Here is a 24,342-nt window from a genome sequence, read left to right as displayed (position 1 = left end):
CAATCAAAAACCTCCGAATGCCCACCGTCTCTCCGATGCGTCTCCGCCGCTCCCGCCGCGTCCCGAGCGCCTCAGCAGCGCCGGTGAAGGGGTATTTACGGATTGGGCCCGGGACCTGCAACCCCCATTTTGAAAAAACTTCACATTTCTCGGCAGAAACTTACCAATCTTAATGAAAACAACATGTTAGCTTAAAAAATCCCGCCAACAACGGTCTTCTCCATTCCTGGAAACACGGCAGGGAATGGCCATTCAGCGGAATCGTACCCAATGCTTGGTATGCGCCCGAGAGTCGGGCCAACAAAAACGCCGCCCGAGTCTCCTCGGGCGGCGTAATTCCTGCGATGGGCGCGGAATTACTTCAGGTCGAAGCGGTCCGCATTCATCACCTTGTTCCAGGCCGAGACAAAGTCGCAGACGAATTTGCCCTCGGCACCGGCCTGACCATAGACCTCGGCCAGCGCCCGCAGTTGCGAGTTCGAGCCGAAGACCAGATCGACGCGGGTGCCGGTCCACTTGACCTCACCGCTGGCACGGTCGCGGCCTTCATAGACGCCCTTGCCCGACGGCTTCCATTCGGTGCCCATATCCAGAATGTTGGTGAAGAAGTCATTGCTGAGCGTTCCCACGCGATCCGTGAACACACCATGCTTGCTGTCGCCGAAATTGGCACCCAGCACACGCAGGCCACCGACAAGGGCTGTCATCTCGGGCGCGGACAGGTTCAGCAACTGCGCGCGGTCGACCAGCAGTTCCTCGGGCGAGACGGTGTAGTCGCCCCTCTGGTAGTTGCGGAACCCGTCTGCGATGGGCTCCATGACCGAGAAGCTGTCCACATCCGTCTGTTCCTGCGTTGCATCGGTGCGGCCCGGGGTGAACGGAACCTCGACATCCTGACCGCCAGCCTTGGCCGCCTGTTCGACACCAACAGCACCGGCCAGAACGATGATATCCGCCAGCGAGACTTTCTTGCCACCAGATTGCGCACCGTTGAACGCCGCCTGAACGCCTTCCAGCGCGCCCAGCGCCTTGGACAGTTTCATCGGCTCGTTGACGTCCCAGTCTTTCTGCGGCGCAAGGCGGATACGGGCCCCATTGGCACCGCCACGCTTGTCCGACCCACGGAAGGTCGACGCCGAAGCCCACGCGGTCGAAACCAGTTCGGACACCGACAGACCAGTTGCCGCGATCCTGGCTTTCAGGTCGGCCACATCCGCATCGTCAATCAGGTTGTGATCCACAGCGGGAACGTTGTCCTGCCACAGCAGCTCTTCGGTCGGGGCTTCCGGGCCGATATAGGCAGACCGCGGACCCATGTCGCGGTGGGTCAGCTTGAACCAAGCGCGGGCGAAGGCATCGGCGAACTGGTCGGGGTTTTCATGGAAGCGTTTCGAGATCGGACCATAGATCGGGTCCATGCGCATCGCCATGTCGGCGGTGGTCATCATGGTCTTGACCTTCTTCGACGGATCATGCGCCGCCGGGGCCATGTCTTCCTCTTTCACGCCAACCGGTTCCCAGATCCACGCGCCCGAGGGGCTTTTGGTCAGGTTCCAGTCATAGCCGAACAGCAGGTCGAAATAGCCATTGTCCCACTGGATCGGGTTCGCGGTCCATGCGCCTTCGATGCCCGACGTGGTCGTGTCGTCACCCTTGCCTGAACCGAACTTGTTGATCCAGCCAAAGCCCATGTCCTCGATCGGGGCGGCTTCGGGATCTGGGCCAACCAGATCGGGATCGCCTGCGCCATGCGCCTTGCCAAAGGTGTGACCACCCGCGACCAGAGCGACGGTTTCCTCGTCATTCATCGCCATCCGGCCAAAGGTGTCGCGGATATCGCGGCCCGAGGCCAGAATGTTCGGCTCGCCATCCGGGCCTTCGGGGTTCACATAGATCAGACCCATCTGCACTGCGGCCAGCGGGTTTTCCAGATCACGCTCGCCCGAATAACGGCTGTTGGGGTTGTCGGTCGGGGCGAGCCATTCGGTCTCGGCCCCCCAATAGATGTCTTCCTCGGGCGCCCAGATGTCTTCGCGGCCACCGGCGAAACCAAAAGTCTTGCCGCCCATCGACTCGATGGCGCAGTTGCCCGCCAGAATCATCAGGTCGGCCCAGGAGATCTGGTTGCCGTATTTCTGCTTGATCGGCCACAGCAGGCGGCGCGCCTTGTCCAGGTTGCCGTTATCCGGCCAGCTGTTGAGCGGCGCAAAACGCTGGTTGCCGGTCGAGGCCCCGCCACGGCCATCCGCCGTGCGGTACGTCCCGGCGCTGTGCCACGCCATACGGATGAACAGACCACCGTAATGGCCATAATCCGCAGGCCACCAATCCTGCGAATCTGTCATCAGCGCATAGAGGTCTTCCTTCAACGCCTTCATATCCAGCTTCTGGAACTCTTCGGCATAGTTGAAATCCGCACCCAGAGGATTCGACGCGGGCGCGTGCTGATGCAGGATCGACAGGTTCAACTGGTTTGGCCACCAGTCCCGGTTCGACCGGGTCCCCGCGCCATGCATCACAGGGCATCCACCTGTTTTGGGGTTATCACTTCCGTCCATATCGATCTCCAATCCTGGCTCAGGTCTTGCGGCTTAGCGCGGTCAAAATTTACGCGACAAGATCACAGTAAGATGTCGCCGATGTCGTTTTCAATTTCCTGTCTTGGAAAACAGAACCTTGCGACAGCGTGCACCTCAATCTCTGCCATCTCGCGTCGCGCCCGGTATAGCAAAACCGCGCCATGAGAATAAGTTTTGTTTTTGGATTGTTGTGATAGATTTTTCCTATGGTTAGCCGCAGCTCGCCAGGGTTCCAACTTGACCTGGTTGTGAGCCGGGCACAGTTACCTAGTGTCAACAGTTGAAATGCTGATTGAAATTTCCCGTAAGTCGGGCACAGTCGGACCCATTCCCTTGCGTCGTTTGCCCGGACCCTTTGGCCCAGTTGGCGCAATCAATTGATAAAGGCACATAAATGGAATTTGACTACGTCATTGTAGGCGGCGGATCCGCAGGCTCGGTCTTGGCCAATCGCCTCAGCGAGGATCCCGACATAACGGTCTGCCTGCTTGAGGCCGGGGGAAAAGGGGACCATATCGGCATCCGTATGCCCGCCGCAATTGTCGCGTCTTTGCCGGGGCGTCCGAAGATCAGCAACTGGGCGTTTGAAACAGTTCCGCAAAGCGGTCTGAATGGCCGCAAAGGGTACCAGCCACGCGGCAAGGCCCTGGGTGGATCCAGCGCAATTAACGCGATGCTTTATATCCGGGGCCAAAAGCAGGATTATGACGGCTGGGCCGCGCAAGGCTGCACCGGCTGGGATTGGGACAGCGTCCTGCCCTATTTCAAACGGGCCGAGAACAACGAACAGGGCGCGGATGAGATGCACGGGGACAGCGGCCCGCTGCAGGTATCACATCAGAAAGAGCCGCGCCCGGTCACACATGCCTTTTTGGAAGCCGCCGAACAACTGCAACATCGACGCATTCAGGACTTCAACCGCGGCGACAATGAAGGCGTCGGACTGTATCAGGTGACGCAGTTTCACGACCCCGCCAGGAATGGCGAGAGGTGTTCCGCTGCAGCCGCCTATGTCCATCCTGTCATGGACCGCGCGAATCTGACCGTGATCACCCACGCTCATGCCAAAGAACTGACCTTAAAGGACAAACGCGCAACCGGAGTGATCTACAAGAAGAAAGCCAAGGGCGCTGACCACTCGGTCTCGGCCAAACGCGAGGTCATTCTGTGCGCCGGTGCACTGCAGTCGCCACAGCTGTTGCAACTGTCCGGCATCGGTGCGGCGGACGAGCTGCGCCAGCACGGGATACCTGTCCGGCACGACCTGCCAGGTGTCGGCAAGAACCTGCAGGACCATCTGGATTTCATCCTGACCTATCGCAGCAAGGACACCGACAATTTCGGCATCGGCCTGATCGGCGCCGCCCGCCTTCTGGGCCACATATGGCGCTGGCGCAAAACCGGAGTGTCCATGGCTGCCACCCCCTTTGCCGAAGGCGCGGGTTTCCTGAAAACCTCAGCCGATCTGGACCGCCCCGATATCCAATTGCATTTCGCCATCGCCATGGTCGACGATCACGCCAGAAAGCTGCATTACGGCTATGGCTACAGCTGCCATGTCTGCAAACTGCGCCCCGAAAGCCGCGGCACTGTCGGCCTGCACAGCACCGACCCATTTGCCGCCCCTGCCATTGACCCGAACTTTCTGTCTGACGATCGCGATCTTGAGACGCTGATCAAGGGTGCTCGCATGATGCGCCAGATCATGGACGCCCCCGCGCTGGCCAAATTCCGGCACTCCGAGATGTTCGGGACCGAAACAGCCAAAACGGATGCGGATTGGGAACGCCATATTCGCGACCGCGCCGATACGATCTACCACCCGGTCGGCACATGCAAAATGGGCGTGGACGATATGGCCGTGGTCGACCCAGAATTGCGTGTGCGTGGGGTTCAAGGGCTGCGCGTTGTCGATGCTTCGATCATGCCGACGCTGGTATCCGGCAACACCAACGCGCCAACCATTATGATCGCCGAAAAAGCGGCCGACATGATCAAGGCCGCTCAGTAAGCGTTCATCAGCGCCTCTAGCCCGACCCGGTAATTGGGGTACAGCAACCGCACCCCAAGTTCATCCTTGATGCGGTTGTTCCGCACGCGCTTGTTTTCATTGTAAAAACTGCGCGCCATCGGGGTCAGGTCCGCCTCTTCGTACGGAACGGCAGGCGGCAGGGGCAGACCCTGAAGCTCGGCGGCGTAGCCGATCACGTCCTGAGGCGGCACCGGCTCGTCATCGCAGACATTGTAGACCGCGCCGGGATTGGGCGCGGCGATCGACGCCGCCAGAACCTGCGCGATGTCATCCACATGGATCCGCGAAAACACCTGCCCAGGTTTGATGATCCGCCGCAATCCGCCGCGTTTGAGTTTGGAAAACGGTCCGCGTCCGGGGCCGTAGATTCCGGCCAGGCGAAAGATGTGAACGGGCAGGCCGGGAATGGCCGACCATTGCTGCTCGGCCTGCAATCGCCACCGGCCCCGTTTTGCAGTTGGGGCAGGCGGCGTGGCTTCATCCACCCAATCGCCCTGATGATCCCCATAGATTGCAGTGGTCGACAGATAACCGACCCATTCGAACTGTCCGGCCCGCGCTGCGATCTCGTCGCCCAGCGCCTTCAGAACCGGATCGCCCTCCTCGCTTGGCGCGGTCGAGATCAACACATGCGTGACCCCATCCAGATCCGGCACTTCACCGGGCCAGACCATCGGTTCTGCGCCCGACGCCCGAATTGCATCGGCACCGGCCTCGTCCCGTGTCGTGCCGATCACGCGCCACCCGTCCGCCGCCAGCCTGCGCGACAGCGCCTGCGCCGAATACCCATGTCCAAAGGAAAAAAGCGTCTGTGTCATACCCCCTAGATGATCCGAGCCGGTCCGGGATGCAAGCGCCGCATAGACGCACTTGATTCGAATCCCCTCATGCGCCTTTCTTTTGGGTATGAGCCAGAAAACACCCGACCTGCACACCGCCTATTCGCTGACCTCGCCCGAGGACAACAGGCGCCTTTATGCCGAATGGGCGGGCGATTATGACGACAGCTTCGCCGCGCGTGAGGATTATCAGCTTCACATCCACACCGCCCGCGCCTTTGTCAGTGCCTTCGGACAAGGCCCGGTGCTGGATGTGGGCGCAGGAACAGGCCTCTGCGGTGCGATTCTGGCCGGGTTGGGCGTCGGCCCCATCGATGCCACGGATATCAGCGCCGAAATGCTGGACCAGGCCATGCGCAAGGACATTTATCGCGACGCCATCGAAGCCGACCTGAACCATGGTATCCCGGTGCCGCGCCACAGCTATTCCGGCATCGTATCCTCAGGCACCTTCACCCACGGCCACCTTGGGCCCGAGGTACTGCCCGCCCTATTGCGCGTCGCCCGCCCGGGCGCCCAGTTTGCGCTCTCGATCAATGCCAGACATTTCGAAAAACTGGGGTTCGCCGACGCGCTGCACCAGCTCGCACACGACCGCATCCGCAACCTGACCCTGCCCGAGGTCCGCATCTACGGCGACCTCGCCGCCGGCCCCAACAAAGACGACACCGCGTTCATCGCGTTGTTCGAGCGCAGCTGATCCGCCCTTCATCTGGCCAAAAATATCCCGGGGGAGTCGCGGCGTGCCGCGACGGGGGCAGAGCCCCCTATCGCCCTTTCCAAACCGGATCGCGCTTTTCGGCAAAGGCGCGCGCGCCTTCCAGATTGTCCTCGGATCCATACAGCACATCCACGCTGGCCAATTGCCGCCTGGTGATCCGATTCATCACGTCCTGAAACTTGGCATCCTCGGCTTCGCGCACAATCTCCTTGATCGCCGCATAAACAAGGGGTGGGCCGCTGGCCAGCAACCGGGCAAGTTCCCACGCGCGGTCCATCAACTGATCTGCGGGCACGACCTCATTGACCAGCCCCCAACGATGGGCCTCTTCCGGGTCGAACCAACGCCCTGTCAGAAGCAGTTCCATCGCGATGTGATAGGGAATGCGTTTGGGCAGCTTGACACTGGCCGCATCAGCCACCGTGCCCGAGCGGATCTCGGGCAAGGCAAAGCTGGCGTTTTCCGAGGCGATGATCATGTCGGCGCTCAGCGCCAGTTCCAGACCGCCGCCGCAGGCAATGCCATTGACTGCCGCAATCACCGGCTTGTTCATATCGCGCAGTTCCTGCAACCCGCCGAATCCGCCAACGCCGTAGTCGCCATCCACCGCATCACCGTCGGCTGCGGCCTTCAGATCCCAGCCGGGGCAAAAGAACTTCTCGCCGCCCCCGGTCAGGATCGCGACACGCAGTTCCGGATCGTCCCGAAAGTCGCGAAACACCTCGCCCATGATGCGGCTGGTGGCCAGATCGATCGCGTTGGCCTTGGGCCGGTCCAGAATGACTTCGAGAATGGCACCGTCGCGGCGGGTTTTGATCGGACTCATGAACTTGCCTTTCGGATCAGCGCATCGACTGCAACCGCGCCCTCGGCGGTGCAGATCAGCGGGTTAATCTCAACTTCTTCAACTGTCGCGGCATTGGCAATGACATAGTTCTGAACGGCCATGACCGCGTTCAGAATTGCGTCCATATTGGCAGGCGGTTTGCCCCGGTACCCGGCCAGCAGCGGCGCGCAGGCCAGTTTGCCCAGCGCCTGCTCAACCGTCGCGCGCGAGGACGGGACCAGAACCGAAACCGTATCGCGCAGAATCTCGGTCAGCACCCCTCCGGCCCCCATGGTCAGCACATAGCCATGCGCCGGGTCTCGTGTGACCCCGATCAATAGCTCGGCCACCCCGCCTGTCGCCATTTCCTCGATCAACACCGTCTGGGTGCCGATCGACTTCGCGGTCTTGGCCAAATCGCAAGGCGAAACCCCAAGACGCACCGCGTCATGTTCCGACTTATGCGCCAGCCCGACACCCTTCACTGCAAACGGGCCAACCAGTTCACCGGCCACGCACCCCGCGTCCTCAACCGCAACCACCCGGTTGCGCGGGATGGGCAAGCCAAACGCGGCCAAAGCCGACTTGGCCTCAGCCTCGGTCAGCACGTGATCAGCGGGCGCGTCCGACGGCAACAGCACCGGCTCTGACAGTTCCGGCAACGGTCGCGCCGCCGCTTCGACAGAGGACAGCGCCTCATGAAGGCCCGAGAACGGGACAACCCCACCTTCCAACAGACGTTGCGCAACATGTTCGGGCATCAACTCGGGCAGGGTCGCAGTCACTGCAAAAGGTCGCCCGGTCTGCGCCACACAGTTCAGCGCTGCCTGTGTCGCGCACGCCCAATCCGTCGGATCCGTATGCGGATAATCGACAATCGCCATGGTCAGCGCCTTATCCGGCCCGGTCATCCCGGACCACGCACGCGTCATCGCATCCGTGTCCCGCCAGATATAAGTGTGGTAATCCAACGGGTTGGCCAGCGCCACCATCGGGCCAAGTGCGGCGCGCAGATCCGTGCGCTGCTGGTCCGTCAACGGTGGGAAATGCAGGTCACGCCCTTCGGCCATATCTGCCGCCAAACTCGCCTCGCCGCCTGAACAACTGATCGAGGCCAGCCCGTTGCCGTCCAAACGCCCGGTAACATGCAGCAGTTTGAGGCATTCCAGAAAGCTCGGGATATCGTCCAGCCGGGCAATCCCCAGACGATCCAGGAAAGCCTGCGCCCCGGCATCCCCACCCGCCAGCGACGCCGTATGCGAAATCGTGGCCGCCTGCGCGTGGTCCGAGCGGCCCATTTTCAGCGCGACAACAGGAACATCCCGGTCGCGCGCTTTTCGCGCCAAGGCTTCCCATTTCCGCAAATCGCCGAAGCCCTCGATATGAACGCCAATCGCGGTGATCCGGTCATCGTCCAAAAGGGCCGAGGCCACATCCGCCTGATGCGTCTGCGCCTGATTCCCGCAGGTCAGCATGAACGCCAAAGGCAGGGCCCGGCGCTGCATCGTCATGTTGATCGAAATGTTCGAGCTTTGGGTCAGGATCGCCACCCCACGATCCACAGGGCGCATTCCGTGCTGATCCGGCCAGACTGCCGCGCGCTCCAACCCGTTGACGAACCCATAGCAGTTGGGTCCGAGGATCGGCATGTCCCCCGCTGCCGCAACCAGCTGCGCCTGCAAATCAGCGCCCTGATCATCCTCGGCCCGCGCCTCGGTAAAGCCGGACGCAAAGCACACAGCGCCACCTGCCCCCGCCGAGGACAAAGCCGCAACGGCCGAAATCGTCGCGTGCCGGTTGATACCGATAAAGGCCACATCCGGCGAGTTGGGCAGGTCTTCGATGGTGGCAAAGGCGGGCAAACCCGCCACTTGCTGCGCCTTGGGGTGAACCGGCCAGATATCCCCTGAGAACCCGAACTTTCGGGCCTGATTGATCACTTCCGCGCACCAGGCCCCGCCGCCGATCACGGCCATGGATGAGGGGTTTAAGACACGCCCGAGTGGCCTCATGCGCCCAGCGCCCTCAGCAGGTCCCGGCTGATGATATGGCGCTGGATCTCGCTGGTGCCGTCCCAGATGCGCTCGACCCGTGCATCGCGCCAGAACCGTTCCAGCGGATAGTCATCCATCAGACCCATACCGCCGTGTACCTGTATTGCGGCGTCCGTTACCCGCGCCAGCATCTCGGATGCGTAAAGCTTGGCCGACGCAATCTCGCGATTCGCGGGCAGCCCTTTATCCAGCCGATCCGCCGCCGCCAGCGTCAGCAGGTCCGCCGCATCGATTTCGGTGATCATGTCGGCGATCTGGAAGGACACGCCCTGAAACTTGCCGATCTTCTGGCCGAACTGTTCGCGCGTCGCCGCGTAATCCAGCGCATAGTCAAAGGCCCGGCGCGCGCGTCCAACGGACATGGCGGCCACGGTAATGCGCGTGGCGTAGAGCCAGGTGTTCATCACCTCGAACCCGCCATCGACCTCGCCCAGAACCTGTGCGTCGGGCAGACGGCAATCGTCGAAATCCAGAACCATGTTCTTGTAGCCGCGATGGCTGACCGACTTGTATCCATCCCTGATCGTGAACCCCGGCGTGCCGCGATCCACCAGAAACGCGGTGATCCGCTTTTTCGGCCCTTTGGGCGTCTGATCCTCACCCGTCGCGATGAAGACGATGATGAAATCCGCGTGTTCGGCCCCCGAGATGAAGTGTTTGGCGCCATTGACCACCCAGTCCCCGCCATCGCGCACGGCGGCGCATTTCATGCCCCGCACATCCGAGCCTGCACCGGGTTCGGTCATCGCCAGCGCATCCATCCGCTCACCGCGAACGGCGGGCATCAGGTAACGCTCGACCTGCTCGCCTTCGCAGGCCATCAGGATGTTCTGCGGACGTCCGAAGAAATGGTTCAACGCCATCGAACCGCGCCCAAGTTCACGTTCAACAAGCGCAAATTCCAGATGGTTCAGACCGGCGCATCCGACGCTTTCGGGAAAGTTGCAGGCGTAAAAGCCCAACTCGATGGTCTTGCGCTTGATTTCTTCTGCAATCTCATGCGGGACTTCGCCGGTGCGTTCGACCAGCTCTTCATGCGGGTAAATCTCGTTCTCGACAAAGCTGCGCACGGTCGAGGCGATCATCTCCTGTTCGTCGGACAGGCCATATTGCATCTGAATTCTCCACATCAGGTCGTGCGCGTATCGTGACCGGGGTTGAGAAACACCTCGTGCGGGAATAGACGTTTATCATGCAGAAATGGACTAAATCCCCCTCTGCACCGCAGCAAATCGGTGTGCTTCTGTTCGAGGGATTCTCGAACCATTGTCTGGCCAACACGGTCGAGCCGTTGCGGGCCGCCAATACGCTGTCGGGGCGCAATCTGTATCAGTGGCGGTTTCTGTCGCTGACCTCGGGGCCGGTAACCTCATCCTCGGGCCTGCAGGTGGCACCTCATGGCCCGTTGCAAACCGCCAACGGCGACACCCTGATGGTGATGCCATCTTATGGGTTTCGCACCCATGGCAACTGGCAGACGCAGGCTGGGCTGCGGTCTGCGGCCGAACGTTATGACACGCTGGCCGGGCTGGACACCGGAAGCTGGCTGTTGGCTTTGGCGGGGTTGTTGGACGGGCACCGCGCGACGATTCATTGGGAGGAGCTGACAGGCTTCACCGAACGGTTTCCCGACATCGACACCGTGCGCGAAAGATACGTGATCGACCGCAATCGCATCACCTGTTCCGGCGCGATGGCCGCCTTTGATCTGGTTCTGCACCTGATCGGCCGGGATCAGGGGCAGGCGCTGGCGCTTGAAGTGGCGCAATTGTTCATGACCCGCGATTCCGCCCGGTCGCACGAGGGCGGCGCGGGTGCAACCAGCGGCTATGTCAACAAGGCTTTGGCGCTGATGCAGGAACATCTGGAACGCCCGCTGCCGATCTCCGAAATTGCCAGCCGGGTGGGTCGGTCGCAAAAGGCGCTTTCGGTGCGGATGCAGGCCGAGTTGGGGACCGGGCCCGCGCAGGTCTATCGGCGTCTGCGGCTGAACCTTGCCCGCAAGCTGGTGGCCGAGACGGATTTGACCATAGGTGAGATCGCCCTGCGCGCCGGGTATGACGACCCCAGCGCGCTGACACGGGCATTCAAGGCCGAGTTCACCATCACCCCCCGCGCGCTGCGTCTGTCGCAGACACGGGGGTAAGTTCGGTCACCCAAACATCCGCTTTTTCCGGGCCCGCGTGTCGGCGGTTGCTTCGGGGGATCCGTCATGGAACGTCCCGAACCAACGGTCCCACGGCATTTCCTGATTGCCATAGTTACATTCGTAGTAGCGGTGGTGCAGCTGGTGATAAAACGTGCCCAGCGCCAGACGTTTTTTGTCTTTGATCAGAAGCTCTTCATAGCCTGTATGGCTCATCGCGGCTCCGGCGCCCTGAAACACGATGTGGAAATACAGATGAATGGGGTGCGAGGGCACGATCCAATGGATGCAGAGCGTTGTCAGGTAAAAGAAGTGCTCGACCGGGTGCATCGACAGGCCGGACCATGGGCCGATATTGACGTTCCGGTGGTGCAGGCTGTGGACCTTCTTATACAGAAACGGCTGATGCAGCAGCCGGTGCACCCAATAGAAATGAAAGGCCGACCACATGGGGATCAGGATCAGCCACAGCACAAACCAGGCCGGGTTTTCGGCGAAGGTGATGACCGGCACATATCCGTTGGCCATCAGCCACATCGTCACCACCTGAAACCCGGTCAATTGCAATACGCCTGACCCCAGAGACCAGAACATGTTGTCCTTGACCTGATCGCTGAAGCTCCACAGCGCGTTGTTTCTGCCCTGCTCTCGACGTTCAAACTTCAGCTTCTTGCCTTGCGACTTGCGGATATAGAAATACCAGTGCAGCCCGCCAGCCACCGCGAAGATCATTGCGAAGTTCACCAGCCAGATCTGAAATATCCAACCAAAGGCAAATGTTTGCGCGGTCTCAAGCGACGGATAAAAGAACGCCCACAGCGCGACCGCGAGGGCCAGCATCAATACCCGCTCGCTGAGCGTCAGCCAGTTTCTGGCCACCCAGCCCAGCAGGAAGGCCGGGCGCGGCGGCCACTGGAAAATGGATGGGTTCCGAAGCGGCAAATCCGGGTGATAGTTCCACTCTTTGCTCATGTCCTGCATCGGTGCGTTGTCCGACATGTCAGCTTTCCTTTGTCGCGCTGGTTTTCACACCCGGTCCTGCCGCCAGCGGGGATCGGGTTGGGCGGGCTGACGCCTTGATCAGGTTGCGTAGTCCGAGCCTTCGGCGTCCAGAACCGCTTTGATCTCGCGCAGATGCGCCTCGGCCTGACCGGGATAGTCATCCAGTTCCTGCGCGGTCTTTTCGGCGATCTCATCGGACAGTACGCGCAGGGGCTGGCCGGTTTGCAGCGCGCGAATATAGGTTTCGGCAGCGCGTTCGAAATAAAACAGCCGGTTGAACGTGTCCGCAGGGTCGCTGCCGATGATCAGAACACCGTGGTTGCCCATGATCATGACCTTTTTCTTCGGGTCCGACAGCATCGAGGCGCAGCGTTCCCCTTCGCTGTCAAACGCCAGCCCGCCGAATTCCTCGTCAATGACATAGCGGTTGTAGAACGTGGCGGTGTTCTGATCGATCGGCGGAAGATTGCTGTCGGCCAGCGAGGCCAGAACCGTGGCGAAGATCGAATGCACATGCATCACGCAGCGGGCATGGGCGCAATGGCGGTGGATCGAGCCGTGCAGGCCCCAGGCGGTCGGGTCCGGCGCGCCGGGCAGGCTCATCACCTTGGGGTCATTGGCATCCAGCAACAACAGGTCCGAGGCGCGGATTCGGCTGAAATGCATCTGATTGGGGTTCATCAGGAACTGCGTGCCGTCGTCATTCACCGCCAGGCTGAAATGGTTGGCCACGGCCTCGTGCATGTTCAGACGCTCGGTCCAGCGGAAAGTTGCGGCCATATCGACACGCTCGGACCAGTGGTCGATATTGGGGCGAAGATTGGCGACACTCATGGAAACGCTCCTTTGGCGGCTGATCTTGGCAAAGCCTGCCTTGCGCCGGGGTGTTTGACCAACAAATAATTTTCCCCCGTTCCATTAGTAGAACTTATGCCAGAGTTATGTTGGTTCGATTCGCACATCTATGGACGTTTGCGCCAATTGAGGTCGGCGCAAGATCGGGGCGGGGGACCTCCCGCCCATCGTCGCGGCCCCTTGCGGGGCAGCTTCTCTGGTTGGGCCGGGCAGCGCTGGCGCGCTGCGGCCGTGCCATATGATGATTTCATGATACGGGATTACCGGGGTTGCACCTGACCGCGCATTCGGGAAAGTTGAGCCATGGAATACTCACCTTTCCCAAGCTGGCCCGATGTCGCCCCTCGTTTGATTGCCGTAGCAGCCGGTCGCGAGGCGGCAGATACGGTCATTCGCGGTGGCATCTGGGTGAATGTGCACAGCCGCGAGCTGTTGCCGGAACATTCCGTCGCCATTGCCGAGGGGCGGATTGCCTTTGTCGGACCTGACGCCGGGCACTGCATTGGCCCCGACACCCAGATCATCGAGGCGCAGGGGCGCTATATCCTGCCCGGTCTGTGTGACGGTCATATGCATATCGAATCCGGCATGCTGACCCCGGCCGAATTTGCGCGGGCCGTGATCCCGCATGGCACCACCTCGATGTTCACTGATCCGCACGAGATTGCCAATGTGCTGGGTCTGGACGGTGTGCGCATGATGCATGACGAGGCGCTGCTGCAGCCGGTGAATATCTTCACCCAGATGCCCTCTTGCGCGCCCTCGGCCCCCGGATTGGAAACGACCGGCTATGAGATCACGCCCGAGGATGTGTCGGAAGCAATGAACTGGCCGGGGATCATCGGGCTGGGTGAGATGATGAATTTCCCCGGTGTCATCCACGGTGATCCAAAGATGCTGGCCGAAATAGCTGCCACCCAGCGCGCCGGGAAAACCGTGGGCGGGCATTATGCATCGCCTGATTTAGGGCCTGATTTTGCAGCTTACGTCGCGGGTGGGCCAGCGGATGACCACGAAGGCACCTGCGAGGCTGACGCGATTGCGCGCGTGCGACAGGGGATGCGGTCGATGATGCGCCTGGGCTCGGCCTGGTATGACGTGGAAAGCCAGATCACTGCCATCACTGAAAAGGGGCTGGACCCGCGCAATTTCATTCTGTGCACGGATGACTGCCACTCGGGCACGCTGGTCAATGAAGGCCACATGAACCGGGTTGTGCGCCACGCGATTGCCTGCGGCTGCGATCCGCTGGTGGCGCTGCAAATGGCCACGATCAACACCGCCAGCCATTTCGGGCTGGAGCGTGAGATCGGCTCGGCCACGCCCGGGCGGCGGGCCGACATTATCCTCAGTTCCGACCTTAGCACGCTGCCGATTGAGACGGTGATCGCCCGGGGGAACGTTGTGGCCGAGAACGGCGTCATCACCGTGGACTGCCCACATCTGAACTGGCCCGACAAGGCACGCAACACGGTGCATTTGGGGCATAACCTGACCTCAGGCGATTTCGAAATCAAACCGCCTGCGGGCGCGAACAGGGTTCAGGCCAACGTCATCGGCGTTGTCGAGAATCAGGCCCCGACCAAAGCGCTGAAGGCAGAGCTGCCGATCATCGGTGGGCTGGTCGAGGGTGAAGGCGATGTCTGCCAGATTGCATTGGTGGAACGGCACCGCGCCACGGGCGGCGTGACAAACGCCTTTGTCTCGGGCTTTGGCTATCAGGGGAAAATGGCCATGGCCTCGACCGTGGCGCATGACAGCCACCATATGATCGTCGTGGGCACCGACCGCGATCAGATGGCCCTTGCCGCAAACCGTCTGGCCGAAGTTGGCGGCGGGATCACCCTGTTCCGCGACGGGCAAGAGATTGCGCTGGTCGAACTGCCCATTGCCGGTTTGATGTCCGACAGCCCCGCCACGCAGGTCGCGGCGAAGGCGGAACAGATGGTCGAGGCGATGAAGGCCTGCGGATGCCAACTGAACAACGCGTATATGCAGCACTCGCTTCTGGCGCTGGTCGTGATCCCGGAACTCAGGATATCCGACCTGGGGCTGGTGGATGTGCGGACATTTGAAAAGATAGACCTTCTGGAACCACTGGCATGACAACAATAAAAACACCTGACGCACCAAAACCGGAACAATTCACCGACCCGGACGCCGCCGTCGCGCGGCTGGAGCTGCTGTATAAGCAAGCCACCGAGTTTCTGTGCGACAGCTTTGCCTCGGCCCTGCAAAGCGGCGCGCCGTCTGAACGATTCAGAGCATATTACCCGGAAATTCGTATCAAGACGTCCTCTTACGCACAGGTCGACAGCCGGCTGAGCTTTGGTCACGTGTCCGAGCCCGGCATCCACGCAACAACCGTGACGCGGCCTGATCTGTTCCGGTCCTACCTGACGCAACAGATCGCTTTGCTGATCAAGAACCACGACCAGCCGGTGACCATCGGCGCATCGGACACCCCGATCCCGGTGCATTTCGCAGTGGCCAACAACCCCGATCTGGTGGTTCCGCATCAGGGCGCGGCCGGGTTCACCCTGCGCGACGTGTTCGACGTGCCGGATCTTACCACCACCAATGACGACATCGTCAACGGCGTGCATGACCATGATGAGGTCGGCCCGCTGGCCCTGTTCACTGCGCAGCGCGTGGATTATTCGCTGGCGCGCCTGTCGCATTACACAGCCACCGACCCCAGCCATTTCCAGAACCACGTTCTGTTCACCAACTACCAGTTCTACGTTTCGGAGTTCGAGAATTACGCGCGCGAACAACTGGCTGATCCGAACAGCGGCTATACCAGCTTTGTCTCGACCGGGAATGTCGAGATCACGACCGCGGACGCGACGCTGGAGCAGCCTTTGAAACTGCCGCAGATGCCGACCTATCACCTGAAACGGGCTGATGGCTCGGGGATCACGTTGGTCAACATTGGGGTTGGCCCGTCGAATGCCAAAACCGCGACCGATCATATCGCTGTTCTGCGCCCCCATGCCTGGCTGATGGTCGGGCACTGCGCCGGTCTGCGTAACACGCAGGCGCTGGGGGATTTTGTTCTGGCCCATGCCTATCTGCGCGAAGACAAGGTGCTGGACGATGACCTGCCCGTCTGGGTTCCGATCCCGCCATTGGCCGAGATTCAGGTGGCGTTGGAACACGGCGTGGCCGAGGTTACCAAGCTTGAAGGGTATGAGCTGAAGCGGATCATGCGCACCGGTACGGTCGCCTCGGTCGACAACCGCAATTGGGAACTGCGCGATCAATCCGGTCCTGTGCAACGCCTAAGCCAATCGCGCGCGATTGCGTTGGATATGGAAAGCGCGACAATCGCCGCAAACGGCTATCGCTTCCGGGTGCCCTACGGCACTTTGCTATGTGTGTCGGATAAGCCGCTGCATGGGGAATTGAAGCTTCCCGGCATGGCCTCATCCTTCTATACAACGCAGGTCAGTCGCCATCTGGCGATCGGAATACGGGCGATGGAGCACCTGCGCGGTATGCCGCTAGAGCGTTTGCACAGCCGGAAATTGCGGTCTTTCGACGAAACAGCCTTCCTGTGACGCAAAAAAGCAACGAAATCCCCATATTTTTAGGGGTTTCGGCGCTACTATTCGTTGTGTTCGCCCACAATATCCCGTTACAGTTACGCGGTGAGGCCCTATTTATCGGGCACGTTAAGGAGACCAAGAAATGGCAAAGCCTATGACAAAGACTCAGCTGGTTGCTGCTCTCGCTGAGGAAATGGGAACCGACAAGAAATCCGCAAACTCCGCGCTTGAGGCCATCACCGGCCTGATCACCCGCGAAGTTTCGGCTGGCGGTGCCGTCACCCTGCCCGGCGTTGGCAAAATCTACTGCCGCGAACGCCCCGAGCGCATGGTGCGCAACCCCGCCACCGGCGAGCAGTTCAAGAAAGAAGCCGACAAGGTGGTCAAAATGACCATCGCGAAAGCACTGAAAGACAGCGTGAACGGCTGATTTCAGTCTTTACGGACAATGACGAAGGGCCGCCGGTTGGGGGCCCTTTTTCAATGGAGGCTCAGCAAAACCTCCAGGTCGCGACGGCTGAGACGTTCCATCAGGGCACGCTCTTCTGCTGTTAGTCGTGCGTTTTTGCGGATGTATTTCTCCAGATAGGCCGCAATGTCACTGGTGGGTCGGTAGTAGAGATCGGGATCAGATGCGCTGAGCGCCTCAATCAGACGCAACAGAGTTTTCTTCTGCTTCTCTGCATCCAGATCTTTTCTGTTTTCTTCCAACATTGCATAGCCTTCCCGATTTCCCGGAGATAAGGATAGCGCGCAACCACCCGCTTCCAAGCCCGGGGAAAAGAAAACGGGCGCCCTTCGAGGCGCCCGCTATTGGCTTCGTGTGGTTTGGATCAGTGAACCGTCTCGACCTTGTGGAAGTCCAGATCGCGGCCCTCGGGCATTGAGTCGATGCTCAGTACCTCTTTGCGCTTGGTGATCAGGATATAGACCACGCAGGCCAGATAGAGGCCGACCACAACCGCGCCGATCCACTGGATCTGCAGCCACTGGCTTTGGAACAGCAGGGTCAGGATGAACAGCATGGCAACGTTGCCGGCCACGTAAGGCAGCTTGCCGAACCGTTCGACCGTCATGTTCAGGTTGTCCGTGTACAGGCGGATCAGCGAGTCCAGCGAGTTGATCACGAAGGTCACGCCCACGATCACCATGGCGATATTGGTGATGCCCGCCGTGTCGATGCCGTTCAGGTGGTAGTAGTAGAGAACGGTGAACCAGATCCCCAGCGGGATCGACGGGAAGATCAGCAGCGCCGCCAGCAACTGCCATGTGGTCAGACCACCGACAAAGCGCGAGGTGAACTGGCCGATCATGATTGACCATGCAAACCACCAGAACAGGTAGAAGGCGTGATAGTCGGTCAGCGGCAGAACGAACTTGTGGATGTTGGCAAAATACGCGCCGATATTGCTGCCGGTTTCAAAGAACCCGGTCAGGCCCATGCCGCCTGCAATCCACATGCCGATGATCAGCGTCAGGAACAGGAAGGTCGAGCCCACCGACAGGATCCGCACGTATTTCAGGTCGGTCGACGAATAAGCCGCCGCCAGAATAACCACGAATACAATGACATAGAAGGTCGTCACGACGGATTGACCATCGCCGATTTCGGGGATGTAACCGGGCAGGTAGATCAGGAACAGGCTGGCGGTGAAGGCACAGGTGCCGATGATCACCACGTTGTTGATCAGTTTGACCAGCGGGATCTCGAAGAACTTCACACGCGGTTCGATCACGCAGAAATAGAAGGCCGTCAGGAAGTAGAACGCCCAGATCAGGAAGCCCCAGAACCCGAACTCGATCGCCAGCGGGTTGGCGAAGGCGTAGGCCGGCTCTTCGGCATAGCCGCCGAACTCGGTCAGGGGGAACATGATCAGGCCAACGTCCAGCCCGGACGTGAACAGGATCGCGATAAAGGTGAACAGGTGGACGGGGGTGACGCCGACACAGCGCAGGTTCCACCATTTCACCACGAAGAAAGCGACCAGGCCCAGGGCCAGCAGGACGCCGAAAGATAGAATGTACTCCAGTAGCACTGACACACCTCCCTTATTTGGTCAGATCGCACCCTTGTATGTTTAATTGGCTGGTCAATCAACAAAAATGGACGAAATGATCGTTTCGGCCAAGTATTAGCCGATCTGATCCCGCTTTGGGATCAGAAAACGCAGTATCAGTCTGGAAGGTTCAGGGCTGAGAGGTTCAGCGCAACATGCCTTCGACCCTGGTCAGCAATTTTCGCGAATCCGGCCTGATATTCGACCCGTAGGTGGCGGCAACTTCGCCCTCAGGATCGATCAGGATCTTGTTGAAGTTCCAATTGGGCACAAAGCCCGTCTGCTGGGCCACAGCCTTGTAAAACGGATGCGCATCCCCACCCGTAACCGGTGTGATATCGGTCATTGGCAGGGTCAGACCATAGTTCATCTCGCAGAACTGTTTGACCTCATCTGCGGAACCCAGCTCCTGATTGAAAGAATCCGAAGGGACGGCCAGCACCACCAGACCGCGCGGCGAATACGCCTCGTGCACGTCCTGCAAGGCGGCATATTGGCCGGTGAATCCGCATTGCGAGGCGGTGTTGACCACCAACACGGGTTGCCCGCGCCAATCCTCGATGGACAAAGTGCCGCCATCAATCGACGCAAACTCGCCGGTTAGCGGGGCCGCCTGAACGGACCGCCCCACCAGAATCAATGCGGTCAAAAGCAGTAATCTGAGCATGGGCTGTCCTCCTTTTGTTAATAATACGCCTGAAACCGACCTGCAGATCACTTGCACGAAGCCGAGAGGCGGTTGAAATATGCCTTTGCATTCGCGGCCCCGCACCCCAATTATTGGCTCAAAGAAACAAGACCCGGAGACGCCATGACCCGCTATACCAAAGACCCCGAGGCCATTGCCGCTCTTTCCCCCGAAGAATTCCATGTAACCCAGCGCAACGGCACCGAGCGCCCGGGAACCGGCAAGTATCTGGGAAACAAGGAACCCGGCATCTATGTGGACATCGTATCGGGCGAGCCTTTGTTCGCCTCGACCCATAAATACGAATCCGGTTGTGGCTGGCCCAGCTTCACCAAGCCGATCATCCACGAGCATGTGGAAGAGTTTCGCGACACCACCCACGGCATGATCCGGACCGAGGTCCGCTCGAAACATGGCGACAGCCATTTGGGGCATGTGTTCCCCGATGGCCCTCGTGAACATGGTGGGCTACGATACTGCATCAATTCCGCCTCGCTGCGGTTCGTCCATCGCGATGAGATGGAAGCCGAAGGCTATAGCGAATACCTGATTCATGTGGAGGATATCTGATGACCGAACAACGCGCCTTTCTGGCCGGAGGTTGCTTTTGGGGCATGCAGGACCTGATCCGCAAACTGCCCGGCGTATCCCGCACCCGCGTCGGTTATACCGGCGGCGATGTGCCCAACGCCACCTATCGCAACCACGGCACCCATGCCGAAGGGATCGAGATCTGGTTCGACCCGACGCAAATCACCTATCGTGAGCTTCTGGAGTTTTTCTTTCAGATCCACGACCCGAGCACACCAAACCGACAGGGCAATGACCGCGGGATGAGCTATCGCTCGGCCATCTATTTTGTGGATGATGCCCAGAAACAGGTGGCTCTGGATACGATTGCCGATGTGGACGCCAGCGGCCTGTGGCCCGGCAAGGTCGTGACCGAGGTCGAACCTGTCGGCGAGTTCTGGGAAGCCGAGCCGGAACATCAGGACTATCTGGTCCGCATCCCGCATGGCTACACCTGCCATTTCCCGCGCAAGGACTGGGTCCTGCCCAAGCGCGACGCGGCTGAATAACAATCTCCCCTCAGACTTCTGAGGGGGTCTAACCCGTGGCCACCCGAGGGCGACCGCTGGCTTCAACGGTCAGCATCGCCTCGACAAACACATCCCGTTCTTCCACCCGCGCCGTTCGGATGTCGCGGTCGACGACGACCCGGATGTCCTCGGCCCCGGCATCGCGTACGGCACCCTCAGCCTCGGCGCGCAGGACCCGTTCCAACAGGGCCAGCGCTTCATCCGAGGCGCCGAAATCCTGCGGGCCGTCCTCAAGATGAACGCGGTACCGGCCTTCGGTCGGAGAGGTCACTGTTCCCGACCGCCGCAAAGTCAGCCGCCCGACAACCGCACCGATGGCGTTGGCGACGCCCGCATGGTCCGGCAGCACCATCTGGCAACGCAGCCGATCCCCCACCGCAGGGTAGTAGCTGGGGGCCGAGGCGCCCAGCCCCACCACATCCACGTTCAGCGCTGCATCCAGCGCCAACAAACCCCGGTGCTGCGCCAGCCCGCGTTGGGTCAGAACATGCCGGGCCAGGTCCTTGGGTGCGAGGCCGAAATCATCGGCCTCTTCGGCAAAAGCAGCCTCTAACAAGGTCAAACTGGTCTGTTCGGTCAGTTGGTCGATGATCATTTGCGCCAGCTGCTCGGGCGATGTGGCCAGCATGTCGCCCGACCCGACCCGCTTGCGCGCCACCAGTTCCAGCGCCTTGCGCGCAGCACTTGCATCCCACGCATCGACCCGCCCCAGCACATGGCTGGCATCGGATGGTGTCACCCCCGAGACCTGAACAATTCCGCGATCCACCAACCGGGTCAGCGCACCATTTTCCATCCGCGTCCGCAACAAGCCACCAAGCGGCAGAACCTGATCGCCCAACCTGTCCAGCAGCGCCTCTTCCCGCGCGCCAACCCCATCGGCATGGACACCCGGCACACGGCGGGCGAACCGCGTGTTATGCTCACCGACCGTTGTTGCGCGCAGTTGTTCGTCCAGAACGGCGTGGATCACCTCGGGCGCTTCCGATGCGATCAGTGACACAGGCAGAACCCGCCGCGGCCCCAGAAAGACGCCGCCGCCCAGACCTTCGGTCACCACATGCACCTGACTGTCGCCGCCCAGCCCATGGGTCCGCATGGCGACCGCCTCGACCATGGTGCGAAACCCGCCAACCTGCGCGCCCGCCGGATCAATCGCCGGTTTGCCGTCCCGGATCAGCGCCACGTCAGTGGTCGTCCCGCCAATGTCCGAGACCAAGGCGTTCTCGGCCCCCGTCAGCCACTTCGCCCCTACAATCGACGCGGAGGGGCCGCTGAGGATGGTCTCGATGGGTCGTTCGCGGGCCTGTTCGGCGCTCATCAACGCGCCATCGCCGCGCACCACCATCATCGGCGCGGTAATGCCCAAGGCCAGCAACTGATCCTGCGCGCGCCCGATCAGACGGTCGATCATCCCGATCAGCCGGGCATTCAGCACCGCCGTTACAGCGCGTTTAGGCCCGTTCAGCTTGGCCGACAGGTGATGAGAGCACGTGACCGGCGCCCCGGTCCTTTCCGCGATGATCCGCGCCGCCTCCAGCTCATGCGCCGGGTTGCGGGTCGCGAATTGGGCGGCAACGGCAAAGCCGGAAATCCCTTTGTGAGAGTCTAAGAACGCCTCCAGCGTCTCTGTATCCAGCGGCCTCACTTCACCGCCCGCATGGCTGTGCCCACCAGCAACGACCAGCGCCGGATCGCCCTTCAGCGCATCCTTCAGCCCGTGCTTTTCAAGATCACTTTCTTTGAATCCGATATAGATCAGCGCCACGCGGCCGCCCTGCCCCTCGACCAGAGCGTTTGTTGCCAATGTGGTCGACAACGACGCCATCGAGATCTGATCGGGCGTGACCTGCGCCTCGTCCAACACGGCCGAAATTGCTTTGCCCACCCCGATCGCCAGATCGGTTCGCGTTGTCAGGGATTTGGCCGAGGCGATCACCTCACGCTCATCCCGGATCAACACCGCATCGGTATAGGTTCCGCCCGTATCCACCCCCAAAGCCAACGCCATCGGGTCCTCCATCTGTTCGCTTCGCATGGGTTTAGAGGTTTGGACCGCGACGTCCAGCCTGTTTGCGGCATTCAGGGCAGTCGATTCACCGCCCAGCGCGCCGCATCTGCCACCGCTGCATCAGGATCGTTGGTCAAACCCTGCGCCACGGCGCGCAACGCCGCCTGCCCGGAATTGCCAATCGCATAAAGCACATTGCGCACAAACCGATCCCGCCCGATCCGCTTGATCGGCGAGCCCGAAAACTTCGCCCGGAAGGCGGCATCGTCCAAGACCGCCAGTTTCGCCAGCGCGGGGGCCTTCAGATCATCGCGAGCCGCATACCGGAGGTCACTGGCAGCAACTGCAAACTTGTTCCAGGGACAGGCCGCCAGACAATCATCGCAGCCATAAATCCGGTTTCCCAGCTTGCCCCGCAATTCTTCGTCCACCGGGCCCTTATGCTCGATGGTCAGGTAGGAAATACATCGCCGTGCATCCAACTGATACGGGGCCGGAAATGCATCGGTCGGACAACTGTCCAGACAGGCACGACACGATCCGCAATGATCCGTCTCGGCCATGTCCGATGCAATGTCCAAAGTCGTGAAAACAGACCCTATGAAGGCCCAATTGCCCCAATCCCGGCTGACCAGATTGGTGTGCTTGCCCTGCCATCCCAACCCTGCCGCATGCCCCAAGGCCTTTTCGGGCACCGGAGCAGTATCGACAAACACCTTCACCTCACCCCCGGCTTCGGCAATCAGCCACCGCGCCAACCGCTTAAGGCGCTTCTTGACCAGATCGTGGTAATCCTTGTTCTGAGCATAAACCGAAATCGCCCCGCGCTCGGGATGTGCCAACACCTCGGTCGGGTCATGCTCGGGCGTATAGCTCTCGGCCAACATGATCACCGAACGCGCCTCGGGCCACAGCGCCGCCGGATCGCCACGCCAATGCGTCCGCTCGGCCATCCAACCCATCTGCCCGTGATAACCGGCGTCCAGAAATGCCGCCAACCGGTCTGGCACTTGCGGCACATCCCAAGGCCGGCAGACCCGACAGGACACAAACCCCTCGGCCGAAGCTTGCTCTACCAACTTGTCCTTTAAACCCGATCCGCTCTTCATCTGGCCAAAAATATCCTCGGGGGTGAATTGGCCTGCAAGGCCAAGAGGGGGCAGACAGCCCCCTTACCAGCCTATCAGAAATCCAGATCGGCGTAATGGGGCGGGGGCCGGAACCCTGGCACCTGATCCGCCAGGATCGAGCGAAACGCCGGGCGCGACTTGATCTTGGCGTACCAGTCCTTCACCGCCGCGCTGCGATTCCAATCCACATCCGAGATATAATCCAGCGCCGACAGATGCGCCGCCGCCGCGAAATCGGCCAGGGTCATCTGATCCCCGGCCAGCCAGCGCCGGTGATCCAGCAGCCACGCCATGTAATCCAGATGATACTTGATCGCCCGCGCACCTTCCTTGACGTTCTTGCTGTCCGGATAGCCCTGCCCGGTCATCTTCTTGTTGACCCGCTCATACAGAAGCTTCGAGGTCACCTCGTTATGAAACTTGTCATCGAACCAGCCAACCAGCCGACGCACTTCAAACCGGGCTTCGGGCGTTTTTGGCATCAGCGGCGGTTCGGGTCGGGTTTCTTCGATATATTCACAGATCGCAGCGCTTTCCGACATGATCTGCCCATCCAGCCGCAACACAGGCACTTTGCCTGCCGGGTTGCGACGCAGGAAATCCGGGTCTTGCTCCCAGTATCTTTCTTCGACCAGTTCGACCTCGATCTTCTTTTCTGCCAAAGACAGCCGAACCTTGCGGCAGTAGGGGGACAGGGGAACGTGAAACAGACGCGCCATGGACTTCCAATCGAACCAGTGAATACTCTTCT

Annotated in this window: 21 protein-coding genes; 8 read left to right on the top strand and 13 right to left on the bottom strand. The window is 60.6% G+C overall.

The genetic code is table 11. The annotated features are described in order from the left end of the window. Window positions 1-356: 356 nt before the first annotated feature. Window positions 357-2,558: a catalase/peroxidase HPI gene (gene katG, locus ACR0KX_RS20640; protein ID WP_170623607.1), complete on the bottom strand. Its 2,202-nt coding sequence runs from the start codon at window positions 2,556-2,558 to the stop codon at window positions 357-359. Between the two features lie 415 nt (window positions 2,559-2,973). Here katG and ACR0KX_RS20635 point away from each other — a divergent pair, with 415 nt between their 5' ends. After that, window positions 2,974-4,590 carry a choline dehydrogenase gene (locus tag ACR0KX_RS20635; protein ID WP_170623605.1) on the top strand — a complete coding sequence of 539 codons (1,617 nt, stop codon included), beginning with the start codon at window positions 2,974-2,976 and terminating at the stop codon, window positions 4,588-4,590. Here the strand turns inward: ACR0KX_RS20635 and ACR0KX_RS20630 are convergent. Continuing rightward, on the bottom strand, window positions 4,584-5,429 hold the full coding sequence (locus ACR0KX_RS20630; RefSeq protein ID WP_170453269.1) for an SDR family oxidoreductase: 846 nt from the start codon (window positions 5,427-5,429) through the stop codon (window positions 4,584-4,586). The two genes, ACR0KX_RS20635 and ACR0KX_RS20630, sit on opposite strands and share 7 nt — an antisense overlap. Before the next feature lie 88 nt (window positions 5,430-5,517). On the opposite strand from ACR0KX_RS20630, the gene ACR0KX_RS20625 reads away from it, so the two are divergent. After that, on the top strand, window positions 5,518-6,150 hold the full coding sequence (locus ACR0KX_RS20625) for a class I SAM-dependent DNA methyltransferase (protein ID WP_480708747.1): 633 nt from the start codon (window positions 5,518-5,520) through the stop codon (window positions 6,148-6,150). Window positions 6,151-6,217: 67 nt separating this feature from the next. Here ACR0KX_RS20625 and ACR0KX_RS20620 read toward each other — a convergent pair whose 3' ends face one another. From ACR0KX_RS20620 to ACR0KX_RS20610, 3 genes are read right to left on the bottom strand one after another with little or no spacing between them, the layout of a single operon-like run. Then, window positions 6,218-6,997 carry a carnitinyl-CoA dehydratase gene (locus tag ACR0KX_RS20620; RefSeq protein WP_170453271.1) on the bottom strand — a complete coding sequence of 260 codons (780 nt, stop codon included), beginning with the start codon at window positions 6,995-6,997 and terminating at the stop codon, window positions 6,218-6,220. Beyond that, window positions 6,994-8,973 (bottom strand): acetate--CoA ligase family protein, encoded by a 1,980-nt coding sequence (locus ACR0KX_RS20615; protein WP_480708746.1) that lies wholly within the window; start codon window positions 8,971-8,973, stop codon window positions 6,994-6,996. The genes ACR0KX_RS20620 and ACR0KX_RS20615 overlap by 4 nt, the downstream gene beginning before the upstream one ends. 32 nt (window positions 8,974-9,005) lie before the next feature. Next, window positions 9,006-10,166 (bottom strand): acyl-CoA dehydrogenase family protein, encoded by a 1,161-nt coding sequence (locus ACR0KX_RS20610; protein ID WP_170453682.1) that lies wholly within the window; start codon window positions 10,164-10,166, stop codon window positions 9,006-9,008. A 77-nt stretch (window positions 10,167-10,243) separates the two neighbouring features. On the opposite strand from ACR0KX_RS20610, the gene ACR0KX_RS20605 reads away from it, so the two are divergent. After that, window positions 10,244-11,197 (top strand): GlxA family transcriptional regulator, encoded by a 954-nt coding sequence (locus tag ACR0KX_RS20605; protein ID WP_480708745.1) that lies wholly within the window; start codon window positions 10,244-10,246, stop codon window positions 11,195-11,197. A gap of 6 nt (window positions 11,198-11,203) precedes the next feature. Here ACR0KX_RS20605 and ACR0KX_RS20600 read toward each other — a convergent pair whose 3' ends face one another. Then, a complete protein-coding gene (locus tag ACR0KX_RS20600) occupies window positions 11,204-12,196 on the bottom strand; it encodes a sterol desaturase family protein (protein ID WP_480708744.1) in 993 nt (330 codons plus the stop codon). 81 nt (window positions 12,197-12,277) lie between these two features. Then, a complete protein-coding gene (locus ACR0KX_RS20595; RefSeq protein ID WP_170453275.1) occupies window positions 12,278-13,033 on the bottom strand; it encodes a class II aldolase and adducin N-terminal domain-containing protein in 756 nt (251 codons plus the stop codon). 324 nt (window positions 13,034-13,357) lie between these two features. Here ACR0KX_RS20595 and ade point away from each other — a divergent pair, with 324 nt between their 5' ends. The 3 genes from ade to ACR0KX_RS20580 all read left to right on the top strand — a co-directional run bounded on the left by ade (window position 13,358) and on the right by ACR0KX_RS20580 (window position 17,035). Next, on the top strand, window positions 13,358-15,160 hold the full coding sequence (ade, locus tag ACR0KX_RS20590) for an adenine deaminase (protein ID WP_170453276.1): 1,803 nt from the start codon (window positions 13,358-13,360) through the stop codon (window positions 15,158-15,160). Next, the gene (locus ACR0KX_RS20585; RefSeq protein ID WP_170453277.1) at window positions 15,157-16,617 is read left to right on the top strand and encodes an AMP nucleosidase; all 1,461 of its coding nucleotides are present in this window, start codon (window positions 15,157-15,159) and stop codon (window positions 16,615-16,617) included. The genes ade and ACR0KX_RS20585 overlap by 4 nt, the downstream gene beginning before the upstream one ends. Window positions 16,618-16,747: 130 nt before the next feature. Beyond that, window positions 16,748-17,035, top strand: coding sequence for an HU family DNA-binding protein (locus ACR0KX_RS20580; RefSeq protein WP_170453278.1), 288 nt, complete (start codon window positions 16,748-16,750; stop codon window positions 17,033-17,035). 50 nt (window positions 17,036-17,085) lie between these two features. Here the strand turns inward: ACR0KX_RS20580 and ACR0KX_RS20575 are convergent, their stop codons facing one another. The 3 genes from ACR0KX_RS20575 to ACR0KX_RS20565 all read right to left on the bottom strand — a co-directional run bounded on the left by ACR0KX_RS20575 (window position 17,086) and on the right by ACR0KX_RS20565 (window position 19,329). Beyond that, window positions 17,086-17,319, bottom strand: coding sequence for a hypothetical protein (locus tag ACR0KX_RS20575; protein ID WP_170623593.1), 234 nt, complete (start codon window positions 17,317-17,319; stop codon window positions 17,086-17,088). A 119-nt stretch (window positions 17,320-17,438) separates the two neighbouring features. Beyond that, window positions 17,439-18,635 carry a BCCT family transporter gene (locus ACR0KX_RS20570; protein WP_480708749.1) on the bottom strand — a complete coding sequence of 399 codons (1,197 nt, stop codon included), beginning with the start codon at window positions 18,633-18,635 and terminating at the stop codon, window positions 17,439-17,441. A 172-nt stretch (window positions 18,636-18,807) separates the two neighbouring features. Next, window positions 18,808-19,329 (bottom strand): glutathione peroxidase, encoded by a 522-nt coding sequence (locus tag ACR0KX_RS20565; RefSeq protein ID WP_480708743.1) that lies wholly within the window; start codon window positions 19,327-19,329, stop codon window positions 18,808-18,810. A gap of 144 nt (window positions 19,330-19,473) precedes the next feature. Here ACR0KX_RS20565 and msrB point away from each other — a divergent pair, with 144 nt between their 5' ends. Further along, entirely contained in the window at window positions 19,474-19,920 is a 447-nt protein-coding gene (gene msrB, locus ACR0KX_RS20560) for a peptide-methionine (R)-S-oxide reductase MsrB (RefSeq protein ID WP_170520784.1), read from the top strand. Further along, entirely contained in the window at window positions 19,920-20,429 is a 510-nt protein-coding gene (msrA, locus tag ACR0KX_RS20555) for a peptide-methionine (S)-S-oxide reductase MsrA (RefSeq protein ID WP_480708742.1), read from the top strand. Before msrB ends, msrA begins: the two co-directional genes overlap by 1 nt. A 28-nt stretch (window positions 20,430-20,457) precedes the next feature. Here msrA and ACR0KX_RS20550 read toward each other — a convergent pair whose 3' ends face one another. From ACR0KX_RS20550 to fzlA, 3 genes are all read right to left on the bottom strand, one after another. Then, window positions 20,458-22,461, bottom strand: coding sequence for a hydantoinase/oxoprolinase N-terminal domain-containing protein (locus ACR0KX_RS20550; RefSeq protein WP_480708748.1), 2,004 nt, complete (start codon window positions 22,459-22,461; stop codon window positions 20,458-20,460). A gap of 71 nt (window positions 22,462-22,532) precedes the next feature. Next, window positions 22,533-23,570: a tRNA epoxyqueuosine(34) reductase QueG gene (gene queG, locus ACR0KX_RS20545; protein WP_480708741.1), complete on the bottom strand. Its 1,038-nt coding sequence runs from the start codon at window positions 23,568-23,570 to the stop codon at window positions 22,533-22,535. Window positions 23,571-23,644: 74 nt separating this feature from the next. After that, complete coding sequence (gene fzlA / locus ACR0KX_RS20540; RefSeq protein ID WP_170453282.1) at window positions 23,645-24,310, bottom strand: FtsZ-binding protein FzlA; 666 nt, start codon at window positions 24,308-24,310, stop codon at window positions 23,645-23,647. Window positions 24,311-24,342 lie beyond the last annotated feature (32 nt).

It is taken from the genome of Ruegeria sp. BG5 (assembly GCF_056538425.1).
This window is presented reverse-complemented; position numbering and strand designations above follow the sequence as displayed.

What these genes read in the sequence shown, in the direction of transcription:
- ACR0KX_RS20575 (WP_170623593.1), bottom strand. Translation starts at nt 17,319, where the DNA reads ATGTTGGAAGAAAACAGAAAAGATCTGGATGCAGAGAAGCAGAAGAAA.
- ade (WP_170453276.1), top strand. Translation starts at nt 13,358, where the DNA reads ATGGAATACTCACCTTTCCCAAGCTGGCCCGATGTCGCCCCTCGTTTG.
- msrB (WP_170520784.1), top strand. Translation starts at nt 19,474, where the DNA reads ATGACCCGCTATACCAAAGACCCCGAGGCCATTGCCGCTCTTTCCCCC.
- ACR0KX_RS20635 (WP_170623605.1), top strand. Translation starts at nt 2,974, where the DNA reads ATGGAATTTGACTACGTCATTGTAGGCGGCGGATCCGCAGGCTCGGTC.
- ACR0KX_RS20580 (WP_170453278.1), top strand. Translation starts at nt 16,748, where the DNA reads ATGGCAAAGCCTATGACAAAGACTCAGCTGGTTGCTGCTCTCGCTGAG.
- queG (WP_480708741.1), bottom strand. Translation starts at nt 23,570, where the DNA reads ATGAAGAGCGGATCGGGTTTAAAGGACAAGTTGGTAGAGCAAGCTTCG.
- ACR0KX_RS20625 (WP_480708747.1), top strand. Translation starts at nt 5,518, where the DNA reads ATGAGCCAGAAAACACCCGACCTGCACACCGCCTATTCGCTGACCTCG.
- ACR0KX_RS20620 (WP_170453271.1), bottom strand. Translation starts at nt 6,997, where the DNA reads ATGAGTCCGATCAAAACCCGCCGCGACGGTGCCATTCTCGAAGTCATT.
- ACR0KX_RS20600 (WP_480708744.1), bottom strand. Translation starts at nt 12,196, where the DNA reads ATGTCGGACAACGCACCGATGCAGGACATGAGCAAAGAGTGGAACTAT.
- ACR0KX_RS20595 (WP_170453275.1), bottom strand. Translation starts at nt 13,033, where the DNA reads ATGAGTGTCGCCAATCTTCGCCCCAATATCGACCACTGGTCCGAGCGT.
- ACR0KX_RS20610 (WP_170453682.1), bottom strand. Translation starts at nt 10,166, where the DNA reads ATGCAATATGGCCTGTCCGACGAACAGGAGATGATCGCCTCGACCGTG.
- ACR0KX_RS20550 (WP_480708748.1), bottom strand. Translation starts at nt 22,461, where the DNA reads ATGGCGTTGGCTTTGGGGGTGGATACGGGCGGAACCTATACCGATGCG.
- msrA (WP_480708742.1), top strand. Translation starts at nt 19,920, where the DNA reads ATGACCGAACAACGCGCCTTTCTGGCCGGAGGTTGCTTTTGGGGCATG.
- ACR0KX_RS20565 (WP_480708743.1), bottom strand. Translation starts at nt 19,329, where the DNA reads ATGCTCAGATTACTGCTTTTGACCGCATTGATTCTGGTGGGGCGGTCC.
- katG (WP_170623607.1), bottom strand. Translation starts at nt 2,558, where the DNA reads ATGGACGGAAGTGATAACCCCAAAACAGGTGGATGCCCTGTGATGCAT.
- ACR0KX_RS20630 (WP_170453269.1), bottom strand. Translation starts at nt 5,429, where the DNA reads ATGACACAGACGCTTTTTTCCTTTGGACATGGGTATTCGGCGCAGGCG.
- ACR0KX_RS20605 (WP_480708745.1), top strand. Translation starts at nt 10,244, where the DNA reads ATGCAGAAATGGACTAAATCCCCCTCTGCACCGCAGCAAATCGGTGTG.
- ACR0KX_RS20615 (WP_480708746.1), bottom strand. Translation starts at nt 8,973, where the DNA reads ATGGCCGTGATCGGCGGCGGGGCCTGGTGCGCGGAAGTGATCAATCAG.
- ACR0KX_RS20585 (WP_170453277.1), top strand. Translation starts at nt 15,157, where the DNA reads ATGACAACAATAAAAACACCTGACGCACCAAAACCGGAACAATTCACC.
- fzlA (WP_170453282.1), bottom strand. Translation starts at nt 24,310, where the DNA reads ATGGCGCGTCTGTTTCACGTTCCCCTGTCCCCCTACTGCCGCAAGGTT.